The sequence below is a fragment of the Rhizobium viscosum genome (assembly GCF_014873945.1).
Classification (GTDB): Bacteria; Pseudomonadota; Alphaproteobacteria; order Rhizobiales; family Rhizobiaceae; genus Rhizobium; species Rhizobium viscosum.
Genome location: NZ_JADBEC010000002.1, coordinates 643,194 through 664,237, shown reverse-complemented (window position 1 = coordinate 664,237; position 21,044 = coordinate 643,194). Strand labels below are relative to the sequence as shown.

17 protein-coding genes are annotated in these 21,044 nt (G+C 59.0%); 8 read left to right on the top strand and 9 right to left on the bottom strand.

The annotated features are described in order from the left end of the window. Positions 1 to 160: 160 nt before the first annotated feature. The 3 genes from arfA to H4W29_RS23925 all read right to left on the bottom strand — a co-directional run bounded on the left by arfA (position 161) and on the right by H4W29_RS23925 (position 3,964). A complete protein-coding gene (arfA, locus tag H4W29_RS23935) occupies positions 161 to 1,669 on the bottom strand; it encodes an arabinosylfuranosidase ArfA (RefSeq protein WP_192731348.1) in 1,509 nt (502 codons plus the stop codon). Between the two features lie 206 nt (positions 1,670 to 1,875). Then, on the bottom strand, positions 1,876 to 2,799 hold the full coding sequence (locus tag H4W29_RS23930; RefSeq protein WP_192731347.1) for an ArsR/SmtB family transcription factor: 924 nt from the start codon (positions 2,797 to 2,799) through the stop codon (positions 1,876 to 1,878). A gap of 175 nt (positions 2,800 to 2,974) precedes the next feature. Further along, complete coding sequence (locus H4W29_RS23925) at positions 2,975 to 3,964, bottom strand: LacI family DNA-binding transcriptional regulator (RefSeq protein ID WP_192732768.1); 990 nt, start codon at positions 3,962 to 3,964, stop codon at positions 2,975 to 2,977. Between the two features lie 173 nt (positions 3,965 to 4,137). Between H4W29_RS23925 and ltnD the strand changes: the two genes are divergently transcribed. The 7 genes from ltnD (at position 4,138) to H4W29_RS23890 (ending at position 11,606) form a co-directional block, all read left to right on the top strand. Further along, on the top strand, positions 4,138 to 5,052 hold the full coding sequence (gene ltnD / locus H4W29_RS23920; RefSeq protein WP_312872356.1) for an L-threonate dehydrogenase: 915 nt from the start codon (positions 4,138 to 4,140) through the stop codon (positions 5,050 to 5,052). Between the two features lie 269 nt (positions 5,053 to 5,321). Next, positions 5,322 to 6,308 (top strand): D-erythronate dehydrogenase, encoded by a 987-nt coding sequence (gene denD, locus H4W29_RS23915; protein WP_192731345.1) that lies wholly within the window; start codon positions 5,322 to 5,324, stop codon positions 6,306 to 6,308. Next, positions 6,305 to 7,078: an SDR family oxidoreductase gene (locus tag H4W29_RS23910; RefSeq protein ID WP_192731344.1), complete on the top strand. Its 774-nt coding sequence runs from the start codon at positions 6,305 to 6,307 to the stop codon at positions 7,076 to 7,078. The genes denD and H4W29_RS23910 overlap by 4 nt, the downstream gene beginning before the upstream one ends. 78 nt (positions 7,079 to 7,156) lie before the next feature. Continuing rightward, positions 7,157 to 8,224, top strand: a complete 1,068-nt coding sequence (locus H4W29_RS23905; RefSeq protein WP_192731343.1) for an ABC transporter ATP-binding protein — start codon at positions 7,157 to 7,159, stop codon at positions 8,222 to 8,224. Between the two features lie 153 nt (positions 8,225 to 8,377). Continuing rightward, positions 8,378 to 9,682 carry an ABC transporter substrate-binding protein gene (locus tag H4W29_RS23900; protein WP_192731342.1) on the top strand — a complete coding sequence of 435 codons (1,305 nt, stop codon included), beginning with the start codon at positions 8,378 to 8,380 and terminating at the stop codon, positions 9,680 to 9,682. 81 nt (positions 9,683 to 9,763) lie between these two features. Further along, positions 9,764 to 10,696 (top strand): carbohydrate ABC transporter permease, encoded by a 933-nt coding sequence (locus H4W29_RS23895; RefSeq protein WP_192731341.1) that lies wholly within the window; start codon positions 9,764 to 9,766, stop codon positions 10,694 to 10,696. Between the two features lie 10 nt (positions 10,697 to 10,706). Then, positions 10,707 to 11,606 carry a carbohydrate ABC transporter permease gene (locus H4W29_RS23890; protein ID WP_192731340.1) on the top strand — a complete coding sequence of 300 codons (900 nt, stop codon included), beginning with the start codon at positions 10,707 to 10,709 and terminating at the stop codon, positions 11,604 to 11,606. A 212-nt stretch (positions 11,607 to 11,818) separates the two neighbouring features. Here the strand turns inward: H4W29_RS23890 and H4W29_RS23880 are convergent, their stop codons facing one another. Next, positions 11,819 to 12,652, bottom strand: coding sequence for an SMP-30/gluconolactonase/LRE family protein (locus tag H4W29_RS23880; RefSeq protein WP_192731339.1), 834 nt, complete (start codon positions 12,650 to 12,652; stop codon positions 11,819 to 11,821). A 428-nt stretch (positions 12,653 to 13,080) separates the two neighbouring features. On the opposite strand from H4W29_RS23880, the gene H4W29_RS23875 reads away from it, so the two are divergent. After that, a complete protein-coding gene (locus tag H4W29_RS23875; RefSeq protein WP_192731338.1) occupies positions 13,081 to 15,195 on the top strand; it encodes a carboxy terminal-processing peptidase in 2,115 nt (704 codons plus the stop codon). A gap of 54 nt (positions 15,196 to 15,249) precedes the next feature. Here H4W29_RS23875 and uxuA read toward each other — a convergent pair whose 3' ends face one another. Genes uxuA through H4W29_RS23850 form a run of 5 tightly spaced genes read right to left on the bottom strand, consistent with a single transcriptional unit; the run spans position 15,250 to position 20,992 of the window. Beyond that, positions 15,250 to 16,479, bottom strand: coding sequence for a mannonate dehydratase (gene uxuA / locus H4W29_RS23870; RefSeq protein ID WP_192731337.1), 1,230 nt, complete (start codon positions 16,477 to 16,479; stop codon positions 15,250 to 15,252). Positions 16,480 to 16,520: 41 nt separating this feature from the next. After that, entirely contained in the window at positions 16,521 to 17,600 is a 1,080-nt protein-coding gene (locus H4W29_RS23865; protein WP_192731336.1) for an ABC transporter ATP-binding protein, read from the bottom strand. Between the two features lie 9 nt (positions 17,601 to 17,609). After that, positions 17,610 to 18,698, bottom strand: a complete 1,089-nt coding sequence (locus H4W29_RS23860) for a carbohydrate ABC transporter permease (protein ID WP_192731335.1) — start codon at positions 18,696 to 18,698, stop codon at positions 17,610 to 17,612. Then, the gene (locus H4W29_RS23855) at positions 18,691 to 19,689 is read right to left on the bottom strand and encodes a carbohydrate ABC transporter permease (RefSeq protein ID WP_210332356.1); all 999 of its coding nucleotides are present in this window, start codon (positions 19,687 to 19,689) and stop codon (positions 18,691 to 18,693) included. Before H4W29_RS23855 ends, H4W29_RS23860 begins: the two co-directional genes overlap by 8 nt. Positions 19,690 to 19,711: 22 nt before the next feature. Further along, positions 19,712 to 20,992 carry an ABC transporter substrate-binding protein gene (locus H4W29_RS23850; protein ID WP_246517427.1) on the bottom strand — a complete coding sequence of 427 codons (1,281 nt, stop codon included), beginning with the start codon at positions 20,990 to 20,992 and terminating at the stop codon, positions 19,712 to 19,714. Between the last annotated feature and the right edge of the window lie 52 nt (positions 20,993 to 21,044).

Here is a 21,044-nt window from a genome sequence, read left to right as displayed (position 1 = left end):
AATGGACGCATGGGACGTCGCGATTTTGGGGTTCGCAGCGGCATCGGGACTTGTACTTGTCAGGTCCGATGCTTCTGCGAACCATTCCTCCGGCTCGGCTGCCTCCTCGCAGTGAGCGGATATTCTCCAGGCCTGCACAAGAGTGCCGGCCGGAAAGGTCTCAGACCGACAGCCGGATAACGCTGTAGGACTGGGGCTTCAGCGCCGCGCGCAATCTGCCGTCCTCGATTTTTGCGTTCTCGACTTTGACGGGGACAACCGTCTCCGGCTGCCGTGCCGTGTTGACGGCCTGCAGGTCCGGATGCGTCATCTCCACTTGTTCCAGCACGCGCGCATTGGCAAAGCCGTCCAGCTGGGCGTCGAGATCAAGCGCGTTCTGCGGATGACGGTTGACGACAAAGAAGGTCAGCGTCTGGCCGTCATCGGAAAGGACTGCGGATGCGTCGAGATAGGGGACGTCGTCCGCTTCGTCGCAATCATAGGTCGGCGCGTCGGTGATGAGCTGCAAGGCCGATCCACGGCCGTATTTCGACGCGAAATAGAAGGGGTAATAGATCGTCTGACGCCAGGCCGGACCGTTATTCTCGGTCATAATCGGGGCGATGACGTTGACGAGTTGGGCGATGCAGGCAATGCGCACGCGATCCGAACGGCGAATGAAGGTATTGAGAATACCGCCGACCTGCAGCACGTCCTCGAAATTATAGACGTCCTCGAGAAGATGTGGGGCATCGGGCCATTCATTCTTCGCGAGAATATCCTTGTCCTGCTGGTTGGAATGATACCAGACATTCCATTCGTCAAAGGAAATGCCGATCGTTTTCTTCGACCGCTTCTTCGCCTTGATATAGTCGATCACGCCGCCGATCGTGGTGATGTAACGGTCAAGCTTGGTCGTGCGGGCAAGGTAATTGAGCGTATTTTTCTCGCGGTTTGCGAAATACATATGCAGCGAAATATAGTCGGCGCTGTCATAGCACTCGTTGAGGACCTCCGCTTCCCAGTCCGGGTACGTCTTCATATCGGAATGTGACGAGCCGCAGACCACGAGCTCCAGCGACTTGTCGAAATTGCGCATGGCCTTTGCCGTTTCGTCGGCAAGCCGACCATATTCGTGCGCAGACTTGTGTCCTACCTGCCAGGGGCCATCCATTTCGTTGCCGAGGCACCATAATTTCACGTTATGGGGCGCTTCCCAACCATGCTTGCGACGCAGGTCCGACCAGTAGGTGCCGCCGGGATGGTTGCAATATTCGAGGAAATTGCGGGCCGAATCCAATCCGCGTGAGCCCAGGTTGACGGCGAGCATCGGCTCGGTCTTCGCCTTCTTGCACCAGTCGACGAATTCATTGACGCCGATCTGGTTGCTTTCACGGGTGCGCCAGGCAAGGTCGAGACGGACAGGACGCTCCGAACGAGGACCGATGCCATCTTGCCAATCGTAGGCGGAAACGAAATTGCCGCCAGGGTAACGACAGTAGGGCGTATCGAGTTGCCGTACGAGATCAATGACGTCTCGCCGGAAACCGTCCTCGTCTGCTGTCGGATGCCCCGGTTCGTAGATACCTCCGTAAACGGCTCTCCCGAGGTGCTCGAGAAACGAACTATAAAGTCTGGGATCAATGCTCGCGACCTGAAAATCACGATGAACGATGACGTTCGCTTTCAACGAACCCTCCCTTAAATATCGATTTCTTCGTTCTTATGCAGTCATCTTGATAGCTCGATGGGAGGGAGTCAACCAAACGGCGCGTGAGCGATGCTCGGCTTGACAATCAAAAATAGTTGTTATTTTGCAGTATTTTAGAGCGTTTCTTCAATCTTCCGGGGCAAAAATTATCGCAGAATTAAAATCAGATTTTCCGATATTGTCTGTTAAATGTAGAGCCGCATAACGATGTCGCGGCCGTAATTCCCAAACCCGCGGCCAAATATATTCACGCCGCCGGTATGGCCGGCATTTTCGGCAATGCCGACGCGCAGACGGATCGAGGAATGCTTTTCGAGGGCGAGGTCTCCAACCGTAACATTGGAGGTTGAGACGCCGTCGATGAATGTGCCTCGAGTGGAGATGCGCCAGGTCTTCAGCTTGCCGTATTGGGAGCCTTCAAGCTTCCACCAGCCAGGCGTATAGGCGCCGCGTTTGTCACCGTAGTCGCCTGGGGAAGTCCAGGTGCCAACCGGCATTCCATTGACCCAAAGCGTGATGTCGGACGGCCAGTCGGGATTTGTCCCCGGCACCTCCGAAGACAGTTCCATCGAGAACTCGATGGCGCGCACGTCCTTGTTCAGGACCTTGGCGTTGTTCGGGAATTTGTATTCGACAAAGCCGCGGCCGAACCACACGAGACCGGCCTGCATACGCTGTGGATCAAGGAAATAATCGGGAACGTCCAGCAGGCCGATGACGCTGTCGCTTGAGCAAAGACCGCAAGGGGCGTGGATGTCACAACTCGTATAAAGCCCAACCGGCATTTCAACTTCGATGACGTCGTCTGCCTTGTTGACGGACTTGTCCTCAAAGCTGATGAGGATTTCATCGTAAACTGCGGAGCAGATCTTCTGGTTGCCTTTCCGGCCTTTGGCCAGGCGAGATTCGACCAATCCCACCTCTTCCAGAATTTGAATTCCGGTTGCGACGGTTGACTGCGGCAGCGACAGAGCCCGAGCCATGTCGTTGACGTTCATGGGGCCCTTTGAGCATAACAGTTTAAGGAGTTGCAGGCGTCCTGGCGCGGAGAGAGCTTTGATAACGGTGTCGTTGACCCCGGCATCGATCGTCAAAAACGAGCGTTCCATGATTTCTCCAGGCTGCATCATACATGGCTTTATATCGACAATGCTGATGCAGCAAGTTGCAGGAGATGATATGGATCGATTTCTTCGATTTAAATCTCGGCATTCGTTGGAATGAAGAGCGTCTTCTCGGTAACCGCCTCCAGTTTGGTGGTCGGATCTCGGGCGGAGACGCGGGCTATACGACGCCCGTAATCTCGGGAACGAAAGCGGTGATCTTGCTGCTCGAAGAAGCGTTCGATGCTATGGGGTCGCAGGCCAAGCGTGCTGCAACTTCACCGATCAGACGACGTGGGGATCTGGATGTGGCGATCCTCACGGGAAGTGCGGCGGCAAGTTCCAGTCCGTTGAAACCTGCCATCAGAATGTCGTCGCTCCGGAAGGCCTCCACGCTGGCGAATGCGCCTCCGACCGCCATATCGTCATTGGAATAATAGATGCAGTCGAGATTCGGCTCGGCTCGCAGCAACTCGTGCGTCAGATGTTTGCCGAGACCGACGGAGGAAAGCGTATCGCCGAGCCTTTGGCCGATGAAGGCAAGACGGTTTTCATGCAGGACACGCTCAAAGCCTGCCCTGCGTTTTGCCGCACGCAGGTCTCGCTCCAGCGCGCTGCCGATGTAGCCGAAACGCCTTCGTCCGGCGGCGATCAGTGCCCTTGCCATCTCCTCGCCTGCTTTCCCGTGCGAGAGCCCGACATTGAAATCGATCGGCGTACCGTCGAGGTCCATGATCTGAATGACGGGAATATCCGCGCTTCTCAGCATTTTCACCGTGTCTTCGGGCTGGTCGAGACCGGTGACGATGATGGCGCTCGGCCGCCAGGACAGCATGTCTCTGATAACATCACGTTCCTTGCCCGCGTCATAGTCCGAGAGGCCGAACACCGCCTGCATCCCGGACCCCTCGAGCCCGGCCGAAATGCCCGCGAGCACCTCCGGAAAGACGATGTTGGACATGCTTGGCACCACGACGGCGACGAGATTGGTTTTCCGCGACGACAATGAAAGCGCAAGCCGATTGCCGACATAGCCTAGTTGCTCTGTTGCATTCAGCACTCGCTGGCGGGTTTCGGGAGAGACATCAGGTGCACCACGCAGAGCCCGGGATGCAGTCATCTTGCTGACGCCGGCGGCAGCGGCAACCTCTTCAAGAGTGGATTTGCGTATCCCCAAGGGATCCCCCGATTAGTGCCGACACCAGCACACCCCTAAGTCATAAGCCGATTGCGCGAAAAGTGGAACTGCCAGCGCTTGACATATGTTACGAAAGTAGGGCTTGTTACCGATACCGGTATCGATAACACCGTACATGCGGCTGACGATCCATGGGAGGAAGAGCTGTGCAGGACGTGCGGACAGCAGCGGTTATCGGCCTCGGCTCGATGGGATGGGGCGCTGCCCTGTCGCTTCTGAGGGCGGGTTTCACCGTCAGCGGCTGTGACGTCCGGTCCGATGTGCTGCAGCGCTTTTCGGATGCCGGTGGCAAATCCTGCAAAGCACCGTCCGAAGCCACAGTGGAAGCTGATGTGGTGTTTGTGTTCGTCGTCAACAGCAGCCAGGCCGAGGACGTGTTATTCGGACCCGGTGGCGCGCTGGAGGCAGCTCATGCCGGCACCGTCTTCCTGCTTTGCGCCACCATGGCGCCGAGCGCCACAGTCGCGATTGCGGATCGGCTGGAAGCCGCAGGCATGCTTGTCGTCGACGCTCCGGTTTCCGGCGGCCACGCCAAGGCACTTTCCGGCGAGATGGTCGTTATGGGCTCTGGCTCGCCGGAGGCTTTTGCGCGCGCCCAACCGGCGCTCGATGCGGTCTCCAGCAAGGTCTTCCGGCTGGGGGACAGGCCCGGCCCCGGTTCGCAAGTGAAGATGATCAACCAGCTGCTGGCCGGGGTGCATATCGCCGTGACGGCCGAGGCGATGACCTTTGCAGCCAAGACCGGGATCGACCTGAAGACGCTTTACGAAGTCCTGCGGGTTTCGGCAGGCTCCTCCTGGATGTTCGAGAACCGGGGCGAACATATCGTCTCGGGAGACTATACACCGCGCTCGGCGGTGGACATCTTCGTCAAGGACCTCGGCATCGTCGCCTCTGAGGCAGACCGGGCAGGCGCTGCCACTCCGCTCGCTTCGACCGCGCTCTCGCTCTTCCGGCAGGCATCCGAAGCCGGTCTCGGCAAGGAAGATGATGCCGCCGTGGCAAAGGTCCTTGCCGAAAAGAGCGGCGTCGTCCTGCCGGGCATGACTGTTATTCGCTGACAGGCACTGGGCAAAGGAGACATGAGACTTATGTTCGATTGCTACCACTCGCAGATCATGCAAGGTAAGTTGACCTGCAGGTTGCAGTTTTGTTTGATTTTATCTGGCCGGTAGCGTTCCTGAGTATCGGTCCGAATTTTGGAAAACTTGAAGGAATAGATGGCGTTGCGCTTAGTGTGACGCGCGGAATCCGACCGGGGAGAGCGGTTCCGATTTGACACGAGGTCGTCTCGAAGACCGAGACCGACGGCGCTGGGAGGTAAGCCGACATGCATGTGATGATTTTGGGTGCGGCAGGCATGGTCGGCCGCAAGCTGGTCGAAAGAATTGCCCGCGAACCTGACGCGCTCGGCACTACGATCAGTCGATTGACGCTGGTCGATGCATTTCAGCCGCCGGTGCCGGAAGTCCTTCGGTCCCTGTCAAACGCGATGACGTTCGATCTTGCCCGGGCGGGCGTCGCCGACAAGCTGATCGAGGCCCGGCCGGATCTGATCTTTCATCTGGCGGCGATCGTTTCCGGCGAGGCGGAGGCGGATTTCGACAAAGGCTATGCCGTCAATCTCGACGGGACGCGCGCATTGTTCGATGCAATCCGCCATGAGGGTCTGAAATCCGACTATATGCCGCGTGTCGTGTTTGCTTCCTCCATCGCCGTGTTCGGTACGCCTTTCCCTGATGTCATTCCGGATGAGTTTTTCTCCACGCCTCTGACAAGTTACGGTACCCAGAAGGCAATTGCCGAGCTGCTGCTTGCCGACTACTCGCGTCGCGGGATTTTCGATGGCATCGGCATTCGCCTGCCGACGATCTGCGTGCGCCCTGGCGCACCGAACAAGGCCGCTTCCGGCTTCTTCTCCAATATTCTGCGTGAGCCGCTCGCCGGCAAGCCTGCGGTACTGCCGGTCAGTGATGGGGTCCGCCACTGGTTCGCAAGCCCGAGGGCGGCTGTCGGTTTCTTCGTTCATGCTGCAAAAATCGATACGGCGAAGGTGGGTTTGCGGCGCAACCTGACCATGCCAGGTCTCTCGGCCCTGGTTTCGGAGGAGATCGAAGCGTTGCGTCGGATTGCGGGCGACAAGGCCGTTGCGCTGATCAAGCGCGAGCGCGATCCGGTGATCGAACGCATCGTCGCCGGCTGGCCGACGCAGTTCGATGCGAAGCGAGCGTCCGAACTCGGCTTTACGGCTGAGACGAGTTTCGACGAGATCCTGCAGGTGCATATCGAGGACGAACTCGGCGGGAGGATTGCATGAGCGGGGGTTCCGGCGGGCAGTCGAAGATTGCCCTTGTGACTGGTGGCGGCACGGGCGTTGGCCGCGCAATCGCAAGAGGACTGGGTGCTGCCGGCTACAGGGTGGTGATTTCGGGGCGGCGTGCCGATATTCTCGAAAAAGCTGCCGCGGAACTCGCCAGCGAGACAGGTGCAGAAGTGACCGCAATCCCTGCCGATGTCGGCGATCCGGTTTCAGTCAGAGCATTGTTCGACGCGATCGAAAATCAGTATCGCCGCCTCGATCTCCTGGTCAACAATGCCGGTGTCTCGGCGCCGGGGATACCGCTGGAAGATGTATCTTTCGAAGACTGGAGCGCCGTCGTCTCGGCCAATCTGACCGGCGCTTTCCTCTGCACGCAGCAGGCGTTCAGGCTGATGAAGGGCCAGACGCCGTGTGGCGGCCGCATCATCAATAACGGCTCGGTTTCGGCAACGACACCACGTCCTAATTCCTCGCCCTACACGGCGACAAAACACGCAATCACCGGCCTGACGAAATCGACCGCGCTTGACGGGCGCGAATTCGATATCGCGTGCGGCCAGATCGATATCGGCAATGCGGCAAGCGACATGACGAAAAGAATGGCCACCGGCGTTCTTCAGGCCAATGGCACGACTGCCGTAGAGGCGACCATCGATCCTACCCATATCGCCGATGCGGTCGTCTATATGGCGGGCCTGCCGCTCAGTGCCAACGTGCTGACGATGACCGTGATGGCAACCAAGATGCCCTTTGTCGGGCGCGGGTGACCGACCGTCCTGCGCCGACGAAAAGCATAGGATTACGAATACATAGCATGTGATGCTCGATATCTGGGAGGAGGGAGTATGGCAGGTGTTCAATTCGCGGAAGTGCGCAAATCGTTCGGTGCGTTTCCGGTTATCAAAGGCGTGAACATCGATATTGCCGACGGGGAGTTCGTGATCCTGGTCGGCCCGTCAGGCTGCGGCAAGTCCACACTGCTGCGCATGCTGGCGGGGCTGGAAAACATCTCCGCCGGCGAAATCCGGATCGGCGGGCGGGTGGTGAACACTTTGCCGCCCAAGGATCGCGACATCGCAATGGTCTTCCAGAACTATGCGCTTTATCCGCATATGACAGTGCAGCAGAATATGGGCTTTTCGCTCATGCTCAACAAGGCGCCGAAGGCCGAAGCCGAAAAGCGTGTGAAATACGCCGCCGGTATTCTCGGGCTCGATGCACTGCTCGACCGCTATCCGCGCCAGCTTTCCGGCGGCCAGCGCCAGCGTGTCGCCATGGGTCGCGCCATCGTGCGCAATCCGGAAGTCTTCCTCTTCGATGAGCCGCTCTCCAATCTCGATGCAAAGCTGCGTGTTGCCATGCGCGCCGAGATCAAGGAACTGCATCAACGGCTGAAGACCACCACCGTCTACGTCACCCACGACCAGATCGAAGCGATGACCATGGCCGACAAGATCGTCGTCATGCATGACGGGATCGTCGAACAGGTAGGCTCGCCTTTGGAACTTTACGACAAGCCGGCCAATCTCTTCGTCGGCGGCTTCATCGGCTCGCCTGCGATGAACATGATCAGGGGCAGGCTCGATCCAGAGAATGCGGCGCGTTTTATCACAGCCGACGGCACGGCGCTGCCGGTCGCCAATGCGCCGGAAAGCGCTAAAGGACGTGATCTCGTCTATGGGCTTCGGCCTGAATATATCTTGCTCGATGCTGGCGGCCTGCCAGGTGAAATCGTCGTCATAGAGCCGACCGGTTACGAGACACATCTCAGTTTGAAACTTGGCGGCACGGATCTCAACTGTGTCTTCCGCGAACGCGTCAATGCGCGGCCGGGCGAAAGCCTGCATGTGGCGATCGACGCCTCACATGTTCATCTCTTCGATGCAGAAGGCGGCCAGAGATTAACCAGTTGAGGCTTTCAGGCGGAGCGCGACAGAGGAGGAGTCTTCCCGCTCATTCGCCAGATGGCCGGCATCCCATTTTCCGGATGCAGGTACCGTCGTTCATCAAGCGGGAGATGAATGTCGGAGAATTCTCTCCCGCTTTTTTCCAGGAGGAGGAATATAATGACGATCAAGAGACGTGAATTTCTTGCCGCTTCGGCTGCCGCGGCCGGCGTCGCCGGTCTCGGCATCAGGCCGTCTTTCGCACAGGCAGAGCCGACCTACACGCCGGAAAGCGGCGCGAGCCTGCGCCTGCTGCGCTGGACACCCTTCGTGAAAGGCGATGAGGAGGCCTGGCTTGCAAATACCAAGAAATTCACGGAGGCAACCGGCGTCGAGGTCCGCATCGACAAGGAGAGCTGGGAGGACATTCGCCCGAAGGCTGCTGTTGCGGCCAATGTCGGTTCCGGGCCCGACCTCATCATGTGCTGGTTTGACGATGCCCACCAATATCCGGACAAACTGGTCGACCTGACCGAGCTCGCCAACTATCTCGGCAACAAATATGGCGGCTGGTACGATGGGGTCAAAGGTTACGCCTCGCGCGGCGATACGTTCATTGCCATGCCGCTGACGGCGATCGGCAATGCCGTGGTCTATCGCGACAGTCACGTGAAGGCTGCTGGCTTCAGCGAATTCCCCAAGGATACTGCAGGCTTCCTTGAGCTTTGCAAGGCGATGAAGGCTAAGGGCACGCCCGCCGGCTTCCCCCACGGCAAGGCTGTCGGCGACGGCAACAACTATGCTCATTGGCTGCTCTGGAGCCACGGCGGCAAGATGGTCGACGAAGGCGGCAAGGTGACGATCAACAGCCCGGAAACGCTGGCTTCGATCAACTATGCCAAGGAGCTCTATGCGACCTTCATTCCGGGCACGGAAAGCTGGCAGGACGTCAATAACAACCGTGCCTTCCTTGCCGGCCAGGTTTCGCTGATCGCCAATGGTGTGTCGGTCTATTACACCGCCAAGAACGATCCCAAGCTCGCAGAAATCACCAAGGACATTCGCACGACGAACTTCCCCGTCGGCCCGGTCGGCCAGAGCGTCGAGCTTTGCCAGACGAGTTCATTGCTTCTGTTCAAGCACAGCAAATATCCGGAAGCCGCAAAGGCCTACATCAAGTTCATGATGGAAGCCGATCAGATGAATGCCTGGATCCAGGGTTCCAGCGCCTATTGCTGCCAGCCGCTCAAGGAATTCGCCAAGAATCCGATCTGGACTGCCGATCCGATCCATGCGCCTTACGCACGCGCCTCGGAAAAGCTGCGCCCGAACGGCTATGCCGGCCCGCTCGGCTATGCCTCGGCCGCGACCATGGCCGACTATGTGTTGGTCGACATGTATGCCGCGGCCGTCACCGGCCAGAGGTCGCCAGAGGATGCGATGAAGGAGGCTGAGCGCCGGGCAAACCGCTACTACCGCGTTTGATCCCATTTTTCCAAGACTTGCGGCATGCCGGAAACGACGTGCCGCAAGTCCCTAGGGCATATCGCAATCTGGAGATAAGCAATGTCGACGGTGAATTCCGGAGATACGCGCGGACCGACATCCTCGCTCCTGCAGAACAACAACGTGCTCGGCTTCCTGTTCATGCTGCCGGCGGCGGTCTTCCTGGTCTGCTTCCTGACCTATCCGCTGGGGCTCGGCGTCTGGCTCGGCTTCACCGATACGCGCATCGGCCGCGACGGCATCTTCATCGGGCTGGAGAACTACCAGTACCTGATGGACGACGACGTTTTCTGGCTGTCGGTCTTCAACACCGTCCTCTACACGTTCGTCGCTTCGATATTGAAGTTCGTGCTTGGCCTCTGGCTGGCGCTGCTTCTGAACCAGCATCTGCCGTTCAAGAGCTTCTTCCGGGCGATCGTGCTTCTGCCCTGGGTCGTACCAACCGTTTTGTCCGGCCTGGCCTTCTGGTGGATCTATGATTCCCAGTTCTCGATCATTTCCTGGTCGCTAATGCAGCTTGGCCTGATTGACGCGCCGATCAACTTCCTTGGCGATCCCACCAATGCGCGCATTTCCGTCATTATCGCTAATGTCTGGCGTGGTATTCCCTTCGTGGCGATCTCGCTGCTTGCCGGCTTGCAGACCATTCCGGCATCTCTACAGGAGGCTGCCTCGCTAGACGGGGCGACCAGTTGGCAGCGTTTCCGCTATGTGACGCTTCCGATGCTGACGCCGATCATCGCCGTCGTGATGACCTTCTCAGTGCTCTTCACCTTCACGGATTTCCAACTCATCTACGTGCTGACCAAGGGCGGGCCGGTCAACGCCACGCATCTGATGGCAACATTGTCCTTTCAGCGCGGTATTCCCGGCGGCCAGCTCGGCGAGGGTGCCGCGATCGCCGTCGCCATGATCCCGTTCCTGCTCGGCGCGATCATGTTCAGTTTCTTCGGCCTGCAGCGCCGCAAATGGCAGCAGGGTGGCCAGGACTAGGGAGAAAGATATGTCGACCAATTCCAACACCGCAAATGCCGTCCTGACCGACAATGCCGAAGGCATGAGCTATCTGAACCGTCTGCCGCGGCGGGTTGTGATGCTCTACCTGCCAATGGCGGTTTTTGTCTTCGTGCTGCTCTTTCCCTTCTATTGGATGGCGATCACCGCGGTGAAGCCCAACGAGCAACTGACCGACTACACTAATTACAGCCCGTTCTGGGTGGTCGGGCCGACGCTTGCACATATCAAATATCTGTTCCTTGAAACGTCCTATCCGGGCTGGATGTGGAACACGATCCTGGTCGCAGTCTGCTCGACCTTCCTGTCGCTTGTGGCGTCGGTTTTGGGTGCCTATGCGATAGAGCGCGTGCGCTTCACCGCCTCCCGTTCCATCGGCCTCGTCATCTTCCTTGCCTATCTCGTGCCGCCATCGATCCTGTTCATCCCGCTTGCTTTCATCGTCTTCAAGCTCGGGATCTATGACACGCGGCTCGCACTGATCTTCACCTATCCGACTTTCCTCATTCCCTTCTGCACCTGGCTTCTGATGGGCTACTTCCGCTCGATCCCGTTCGAGCTGGAGGAAAGCGCACTGGTGGATGGCGCCAATCGCTGGCAGATCCTGACGAAGATCATCCTGCCATTGGCAGTGCCTGGCCTGATCTCGGCCGGTATCTTCGCCTTCACCCTGTCGTGGAACGAGTTCATCTACGCTCTAACCTTCATCCAGTCGTCGGAGAACAAGACGATCCCCGTTGGCGTGCTGACGGAGTTGGTGCGTGGCGACGTGTTTGAATGGGGGGCGCTGATGGCGGGAGCTCTATTCGGCTCGCTGCCCGTCGTCATCCTCTACTCGTTCTTCGTAGACTATTACGTCTCGTCGATGACCGGGGCGGTCAAGGAGTGAAAGGAGGGGCAGAACTGCCCCTCTCACCAAACTTAGCGATTTTTCTTCTTTCGCCATTCCGCGAACCTCTCGCGTGGCGCTTCGCTGGTCGCGCGCAGGCCGCGTTTGAAAAGGGCGGTTGCGGCCATGCGCAAACACCTGTCCGGTACGCTGTCGATCCTCGATCTCATCCGCGAACAATATCCCGATTTCGTCCAGCGCTAAGAGCAGACTCAAGAAAGCACGCAGCGCAGGAGATGGCCGGAGGCGTCGCTCTGATCCGGATCGGCCATGCGTCGCGTGGTGACGAAGACGGTGCGCGGTATTGTCCGGTTCATCACGAGCTTAGTCGGATGGGTTACCGGTAGCTCCACCGGCTCAAGAGGCTCACCCGTTGGCGCAAAGCGCAGCAGCTGCGAGCCGCCGACACCGGCAATCCAGTAGACGCCGCCGTCGTCGACAAAGGCGCCATCGGGCCGTCCTGCAAAGGCATGTGTTGTCGCAAAGAGCCGCCGGTTGGACGGCGTGCCGGTGGCGAGATCGTAGTCGCAGGCCCAGATGGTTTGTACCGATGGATGGGAATCGGAAAAATACATTCTCTGCCGTATCGGATCGAAGGCCAGACCATTCGGCGTCCAGAAATCTTCGAAGACCCGGCGGTGGCTAAAATCGGGCTCGATACAGAAGATCGCTCCGGCTGGCGCTGCCATCTGCCGCTGCATCGTGCCGGCCCAGAGCCGGCCGGCGGGATCGAGCGTACCATCGTTGAAGCGGACATCCGGGCGGCTTTCCGGCGCGCAGACGCGCTTGAACAGGCCTGTCCGCGGATCAAAGAGGAAAATGCCGGTCGCAAGGCCTGCAAGCAACGTTCCATCCGTCCGCAACGCGATGCAGCCGACTGCTTCGGGTGCGTCCCATGCCGAGGTCTTGCCGGTTGCCGGGTCGGTGCGCAGCAGCTTGCGGCCATCGGTATCAACCCACCAGATGCAATTTTCAGTCTCCGACCAGACCGGGCTCTCGCCAAGATGCGCCCAGTGGTCGGAGAAGACTTCGAACGTGATCGTCATTTCGCTCCCAGGCTTGCCTGCCGCCCACCCTTTCACCGGAAAGGCCGCTGACGAGGTCCTTCGGTCACCGGATTTCGCTTTTGATCCATATAAAAGCCCCGCAACGTTGCAACAAGCCGCGCTAAAGCACCAATGCTCAGTATATCAAATACGAAATGGACTGACGCTTCCCTGCGGACCGCCAGGCTGAAGATCGCGCGGCGGCACTCGTCACGACCTCGTGTGAGGCGAATTCTCGCTTTCCCGTGCGTTTCGCGCGGTGCTATGTTGAAGCCCCGAATAGGCGTCATTGTCTCCCGACGGACCCTGCTGGATGGTTTTTCGCGGCCTTGCAAAGGATGCCGTTTACCATTTGGTTGCCAAAAAACCATAATTACCCGCCTAGATCGCACATCGACAACAGGCCTTGAGAATTGGATCGAAGCTGAATGCGCATACCATACGTTTTTCTTGGTGCATTTCTTGCACTCGCGCAGTCCGCCTATGCTGAAGTCGCATCGCCGCCTGTTTTGGCGCCGCTGAAGCAACAGGCGCAAGCCGCGCAGTTGAGTGCACAACTTCTCACGCGATACAGCTACAGGCCCGTTCCACTCGACGACGCTTTGTCGGCCAAGATCATGGATCGGTTTATCAAATCACTGGATCCGGACCACGTGCTCTTCTTGCAGGCGGACATCGACAGGTTCATGTCTGACCGCAGCGAGATCGACGATGCCGTCGAACGGCGGGATTTGAAAATCCCGTTTGCGATCTTCAACGCATATGAACAGCGTATTGTCGACCGCATGAACTACGCGCGCAATTTGCTTAAGCAGGACTTCGATTTCGGCGTGCAGGAAAATTATTCCGTGCTGCGCGACAAAGAGCCCTGGCCGCAGTCGGAAGCCGAGAGCAATGAGCTTTGGCGCAAGCGCGTCAAAAGCGACTGGCTGCCGTTGAAACTCGCCGGCAAAACCGACGCTGCTATTCGCGATACGCTCGACAAACGTTACGCAAACGCTCTCGAGCGCGCCTACCAGTATAAGAGCGAGGACGTTTTCCAGTCGTTCATGGAAGCCTATGCAACGTCGATCGACCCGCACACAGACTATTTCGGCGCGACCGCTTCGGCCGACTTCGACATCGCGATGAAGCTTTCGCTGGTCGGTATCGGTGCGGTACTGCAGGAGCGCGACGACTATACGACGATCCGTGAACTCGTGCCTGGCGGTCCGGCCCAGCTGTCCGGCAAGCTCTCGGTCGGAGACCGCATTACCGGCGTTGGTCAAGGCAAGGATGGTGCAATAAAAGAAGTGGTAGGCACGCGCCTAGATGAAGTCGTGCAATTGATACGCGGGAAAAAAGGGTCCGTCGTGCGCCTGGACATCCTGCCGGCGGATGCCGGAGCAGATGGCGCACATCGCGTTGTCAGCCTTGTGCGCGATAAAATCAGTCTCGAAAAGCAGGCTGCCAGGAAGGCCGTATTGTCCGTGAACGTGGGCGACGTCACACGCAAAATCGGGGTGATTACTCTGCCGACATTCTACGAGGATTTTGAGGCCCGGCACAAGGGAGACAAGGACTACAAAAGTGCAAGCCGCGATGTCGCCAAGCTTCTCGACGAACTGAAGCAAGAAAAGGTCGACAGCGTTCTCATTGACGTGCGCAACAATGGCGGCGGTTCATTGGACGAGGCGATTGATTTGACCGGTCTGTTCATCGGCAATGGCCCGGTCGTTCAGCAGCGCGGTAGCGATGGCAAGGTCGCGGTCAGAAGCGCTGATTTTGCAGCGCCTGTCTGGACAGGCCCGATGGGTGTCCTGATCAATCGCGGATCTGCATCGGCTTCAGAGATTTTTGCTGCGGCAATCCAAGACTACGGTCGAGGCGTGATCATCGGGGAACCCAGTTTCGGGAAGGGCACGGTTCAGACCGTCGTCGATCTTGATCAGATGGTTCGCAACAGCAAACCCGAGTTCGGGGAGCTGAAAGTGACGATTGCCCAGTTTTTCCGGGTCAACGGCGGTACCACGCAGCTGCGCGGTGTAACGCCCGATATCAGCTTGCCTGGACTTTCCGATCCGACGAGCTTTGGCGAGACCAGTTATGACAATGCCCTGCCGTGGGCGCAGATCAAGCCCGCGAACTACACGCCCGCCGACACGGTCACGGGGTTGCTTCCGGCATTGCAAAGCCGCCACGATGCGCGGGTTGGAAGCGATCCGGACTTCCAAGGTCTCCTGAAAGACATTTCCGACCTGAAGGCGCAGCGTGAGAAGGGGATTATCTCTCTCAATGAAGCCGAACGCCGCAAAGAAGCGACTGCTCGAGAAAATCGACGGAAGTCTCGAGCCGAGTTAGGCGATGGCGAAGGTCCTGCTGGAGATGATGGCCTGGAGTCAAACGAGCGCAGCCTGAGTGCTGATATCGCCATTGAAAATGCACGCAAGAAAGCAAAAGACGTGTTGCTGAACGAGGCAGCGGCCATTCTTGCCGACGAGGCGGATTTGCAGAAGGGCGTGCTGCGGGCAGCTACGAAGCAATCGGGGGAAACGGACAAATAGTCATGTCCGATCAACTCCCTGGCTTTATGGTGATAGTTGCTCCATGAGAAGAGATCAGAGCGAAGGCAAGGCGCCATAAGAGCGGTAGGCGGCTGTCAGCGCTCTTTCGACACCTCGCAATTCGGCAAGCCCTTTCATCCTCCCGATCAGGGGATAGCCAGGCTGTCCGCCGCGACCGATGTCATCTAAAATCTCCTGACCGTGATCCGGCCGCATCGGGATCTGGTGGTCGGCTCGGCCCCGATCGCGCCGGCTGGCCTCCTCATTCACGATCGCGCCGATCAGAGCGACCATGTCGACGCTGCCGCCGAGGTGCTCGCTCTCGTGGAAGGAGCCGCCGGCAATGTCGCTCTCGCGCAGGACGTTCCGCAGATGCAGGAAGTGCACGCGGTGGCCGAGGCGTTGCATCATGCCCGGCAGATCATTGTCGGAGCGGGCGCCGAGAGCGCCTGAGCATAGCGTGATGCCGTTTGCCGGGTCATCGACGGCTTCGATGATGCGGCGATAGTCGTCCTCCGTCGACATGATCCGCGGCAGGCCCATCAGCGGAAACGGCGGATCGTCCGGATGGCAGCAGAGGCGCAGGCCGAGCCGGCTTGCGACCGGCGTGACCTCTGAGAGGAAATCGATGAGATTGGCGCGCAGTCGATCCGGTGAGATCGCACCATATTCGGCAAGATGCTGGCGCACCTTATCGAGTGACAGACTGTCAGCGGCTCCGGGCAGGCCGGCCATGACGGCGGCGGCGATCGATGTCTTGCGCGCATTGTCCATGGTTGCGAAGCGTTCTCCGGCCGCTTCGACAATTTCCTCGGCGAATTCACGATCCGCGCCAGGACGTTGCAGCAGGAAGATATCGAAGATCGCGAAATCGGCGGCGTCATAACGCATCGTTGTGCCGCCATGGCCAACCTTCCAGCGCAGATCGGTCCGTGTCCAGTCGATTACCGGCATGAAATTATAGCAGATGGTCGAGATTCCGGCCGCGGCCAGGTTTTCCAGGCTTTGCTTGTAGTTGGCGATATGGGTGCGCCATTCGCCCTTCTGTTTCTTGATCGCCTCCGACACAGGAAGGCTTTCGACGACGTCCCATGTCAGGCCCGAGGGTGTTCCATCACTGCGGTTGGCGATCTGTTGCTGGCGCCTTGCAATTTCCTGCGGCGTCCAGAGATCGCCGTCCGGCACATGATGCAAGGCCGAGACGATGCCGGTCGCCCCGGTCTGGACGATGTCGTCGATGCGGGTCAAGTCGTTGGGGCCAAACCAGCGCCAGCTATGCTTCATGGGGTTCCTCGTGGCTGTTGCCGGCTCTGCCGTCGTTTCCGTCAGGTGTCGATACGCAGGCCATCCGCATCGAAGAGATGCCAATGATCGGGGCGGGGAACGATCGTCAGCGTGTCGCCGCGCTGGACCCGGCTCTGGCCCTGCTGATGTAGCAGGAGCGGCTCGCCATTTGGCAGCGTGCAATGCAGGTAGCTATTGGCACCATGTTGTTCGGCAACGCTGATCGTTACCGGCCAACCCTTGCCCTGTTCGTCGACCGAAAAATCCTCCGGACGTATGCCGAGCGTCACCTTCGCGCCGGCGGGCAGCTTGACGCCTGTGGGCAGGGTAAGGGATGGCAGGCCCTCTCCGGTAAAGGTCAAGGCATTCCCATCCGAAGCTGGGGCCGTGCCCTCGATGAGGTTCATGCGGGGCGAGCCGATGAAGCCCGCCACGAAAGTATTGCGGGGCCGGTTATAGAGATCGAGCGGCGCACCGACCTGCTCAATCACACCACGGCGCAGAACGACGATCTTGTCAGCCATCGTCATGGCCTCGACCTGGTCATGGGTAACGTAGATCATCGTGTTGCCGAGCCGCTCGTGAAGCTTGGTGATCTCGACTCGCATCAGCACGCGCAGTTCGGCATCGAGATTGGAAAGCGGCTCGTCGAAGAGGAAGATCTTCGGGTCGCGGGTAATGGCGCGGCCGATGGCGACACGCTGGCGCTGACCGCCTGAGAGTTGGCGCGGCCGGCGTTCGAGCAGCGTGTCGATCTGCAGCATCTTGCCTGCCGCATCGACCCGCCGGGCGATCTCATCCTTCGGCATGCCGATATTTTCCAGCCCGAAGCTAAGGTTCTGGCGTACCGTCATATGCGGATAGAGCGCATAGGACTGGAACACCATGGCAACCCCGCGGTCCGCGGCGGGCGTATCGATGACGCTCTCGCCATCGATAAGGATGTCGCCGGCGCTTGCCTCTTCCAGACCGGCGATCATGCGGAGCAAGGTCGACTTTCCACGGCCAGACGGTCCGACGAAGACGACGAATTCGCCATCCTCGATGTCGAGGTTGATCTTGGGGATCACCTCCAGGGCGCCGAAGGATTTATTGATGTTTTCAAGCACGAGATTGGCCATGGATGAAGCTCACTTGATGCCTGTGGATGCAATGCCTGTGGTGATGTAGCGCTGCAGGAAGATGAAGGCGCAGGCCAGAGGCAGCGCCGTCAGCGTCGTCATCGCCAGCAGCAGGTCGTAGCGGACCTCGTATTCGCTCTGGAAAGAGCTGAGCGCGAGCTGCAGCGTGTAGACTTCGCGCCGGTTGAGCACGATCAGCGGCAGCAGGAAGTCGTTCCAGCGCGACAGAATCGAAAAGATCGCCACGACCGCCAGCGCCGGCGAGGAAAGCGGCAGGATGATGCGCCAAAAGATGCGCCATTCGCTGGCATGGTCCATGCGTGCCGCTTCGATCAGCTCGTCGGGAATGGTCAGCATATATTGCCGCAGCAGGAAGACGCCGGTCGGTGTGGCGACCGTCGGCAGGATCACGCCCCAGAGATTGCCGACGAGGCCAAGCTCGGCGACGATCAGATAGGTCGGCACCAGCACGACAGTTGCCGGGATCATGATCGTCGACAGGATGGAGACGAGCGCGATGTTGCTGCCCTTGAAACGGTACTTCGAGAGCGCGAAGGCGGCCATGGAATTCATGACGAGGGTGATGACTGTCGCCACGACGGTAATGAAGAGGCTGTTGTAGACGTAGCCGCTGATCGCGCCGCCGGAATTGGCGACAAGTCCCGTATAGTTCTCGGTTGCAAGCCTGACCTTGCGCACTGCCACCGCGTCGCTCACGGAAACGGTCACGCGGCCGGCCTGCGGATTGATTGGATCGATCATCTGCGCGTTGCGACCGACGCGGCGGATTTGCGCCAGGCGATGCCTGGAGCCGTCCTTCAACGTTACATCGTAGAGAGGCAGCGGCTGATCGAAACCTTCGACAATGGCTGTCTCGCTGGAATAAGGCAGGATGCTCGGCGGGAATTCCTGCAGGTTCGCCTGCGTCTTGAAGGAGGAGAGTACCAGCCAGGCGACCGGCGTGAACATGATCAGCAATCCGAGCACAAGGAAGCCGTAGGTCAGCACGTCGCTGAAGTCCATTCTCCTGCGCCCGCGCCGCGCCGTCAGCAGACCGCGCACGGATGTTTCGTGTTTGTTGAGCGCGACATCAGCCATTCTGCGAATTCCTCGACAAGCGGAGCTGGAGAGCCGTGAAGATAAGGAGAACGATGCCGAGCAGGATCGACGCGGCGGCGGCAAGACCGAAATTGCGCGGCTGAACGGCAAAGCCGACCTCGTATATATACTGGACGATCAGCATGGTCGCCGAACCAGGCCCGCCGCCGGTGAGCACATAGAGCTCGTCGAACGTCTGAACCGACCGAATGACGCAGAGTACGAAGACGACGAGCAGAACGGGTTTCAGCAATGGCAGTGTGATGCGGGTGAAGGCACGCCAGTTGGTGGCGGAATCCATCTTTGCGGCTTCGTAGACATCCTTCGGAATGGATTGCAGTCCGGCAAGCAGGATGATCGTGTAGAAGCCCATATGCGCCCAGACCGTCACGAACACGGACCAGAAGAACGCCGTATTCGGAAAGACCAGCCAGTTGACGGGTTCGAGACCGATCGTCATCAGGATGCCGTTCAGTGCGCCATTGCGCTGCAGAATCCACTGCCAGGTCAGCGCGACGACAACGGGCGACAGCATGACCGGGAAGAAGAAGACCGCGCGAAAGAAGCCGCGTCCCTTGATCTCGCGGTTAAGGCAGACAGCGGCAAGCAGTGCGACGCCGATCATGCAAATGACCTGGACCGGCACAAAGATCAGGCTATTTCCGACAGCACGCCAGAAGAGGTCGCTGGCACAGCTCGACGCATCGAAATAATTGCCGCAGTCGAAGAGCGTCGCATAATTGCTTGTGCCGACGAAGGGCCGTTCAGACGGATACAGCCGGTCGCTTCCGGTAAATGAATAGAAAACGTTGACGACGACCGGGAGGAGTGAGAACAGAAGCACCGCCAGAAGGTTGGGCAGCAGGAAGACCCAGGGCATTCGCTTGATGCCCAAGAATTTTTGCAATCCCGTCATGACCGGCTCGATGATGCGCGCCGGCAGGACGATAATGCCGCCTGCCACTTCCGCTGTCTGGCTTCTGAAGCCCATATCCTGCTCCTCCCGCTCGGTCTTATTTGCTGCCGGCGGCCTTGATGGCGAGGTCGACGTCCTGCTTGATCCGATCGAGCGCGGTATCGACATCGAGCTCGCCATTCAGAACCTGGCTGATACGCGTCGTCATCGCATTCATCATGGCACGTTGATAGCGCCAGCCCTGGAACCGATAGGCAGCTGGTGCCATCTTCGGAATCTGGGCGATGAAGGTCGATAGCGATTGTTGCGTACGCTCGGAAGCGCCGGGATAGGTCACGCCGCCCTCGATCAACGACTTGCTCGATGGGATCTCCACTGAGGCAGCGATGATTTCGGCATTGTTTTTCGTCTGGGCGACATAGTCGATGAACTTGCCGACAAGCTCAGGGTTCTTCGTATGTTTGAAGCCGACGAGAGCGCCGCCGCCCGGCATGACCGTGCAGGAGGAGGGGCCGCAAGGCGCCGGCACCACTTCCCAGTCGAAGAGATCGCCGACTTCCTTGTCCATCTGGCTCAGGGTCCAGGAGCCGCCGAAATAAAAGACGGTTTTGGCGTTCAGGAAGTCCGAGAAGAGCTCGCGGTGCGTTGCGCCGCCGACGGCGCCCCACAGATCCATGGGCATCGTGCCATCCTTGTGCCAGGCGACGAATTGCTCGATGGCATCCTTCAGGCCCTTGTCGATCACCGGTTGGCCCTTGTCATCGACGAGTTCTGCGCCGTAGCTGATCGCAAGGCTCGCAAAGCGGTGACCGGAGCGGTCCATCTCCATGGAAAAATCAGTGCCGGTAGCTTTGGAGACCTTGCGTGTCGCCTCAGCCCATTCTGCCCAGGTTGCCCCTTCCTTCGGAACCGGCACACCTGCCTGCTCGAAGAGAGCAAGGTTCACATAAGCGCCGTTGACGGTCAGCGAGGTCGGCATTCCGTTGATCGCCTTGCTGCTGGGATCGGCGCCGCGCAGCCATTGCAGGACCTGCCCATATTCCTTTTCGAACGAGGCGACGTTCACATAAGGCGTAAGGTCGAGATAATAGCGGCTCAGGCCACCGAGGTCGGTGATGATCGCCGCGTCGGGACCCTCGCCGGATTCAAGCTGCACCGGCAAGCTTTCGACGATCGTCTGGTAGCTTACCGTCTCGAGCTTGATGGTCGTGCCGGGATTTTCTGCCTCGAAACGTTTGGCAATCGGCGCCATCGTAACACAGCCAAAGCCGATGTCGTCGCAATAAACTGTGATTTCCTGCGCCTGGGCAATACCCGTCAGCGCCGTGACCGCGAGCAGCGCCGACGCTGCCCGCAAGCCAATGCGGGTAAATGTCATATCTTGTTCCTCCGGAGATCAAGCCGCGGGCCTCCCGCCCATCCAGCGATCT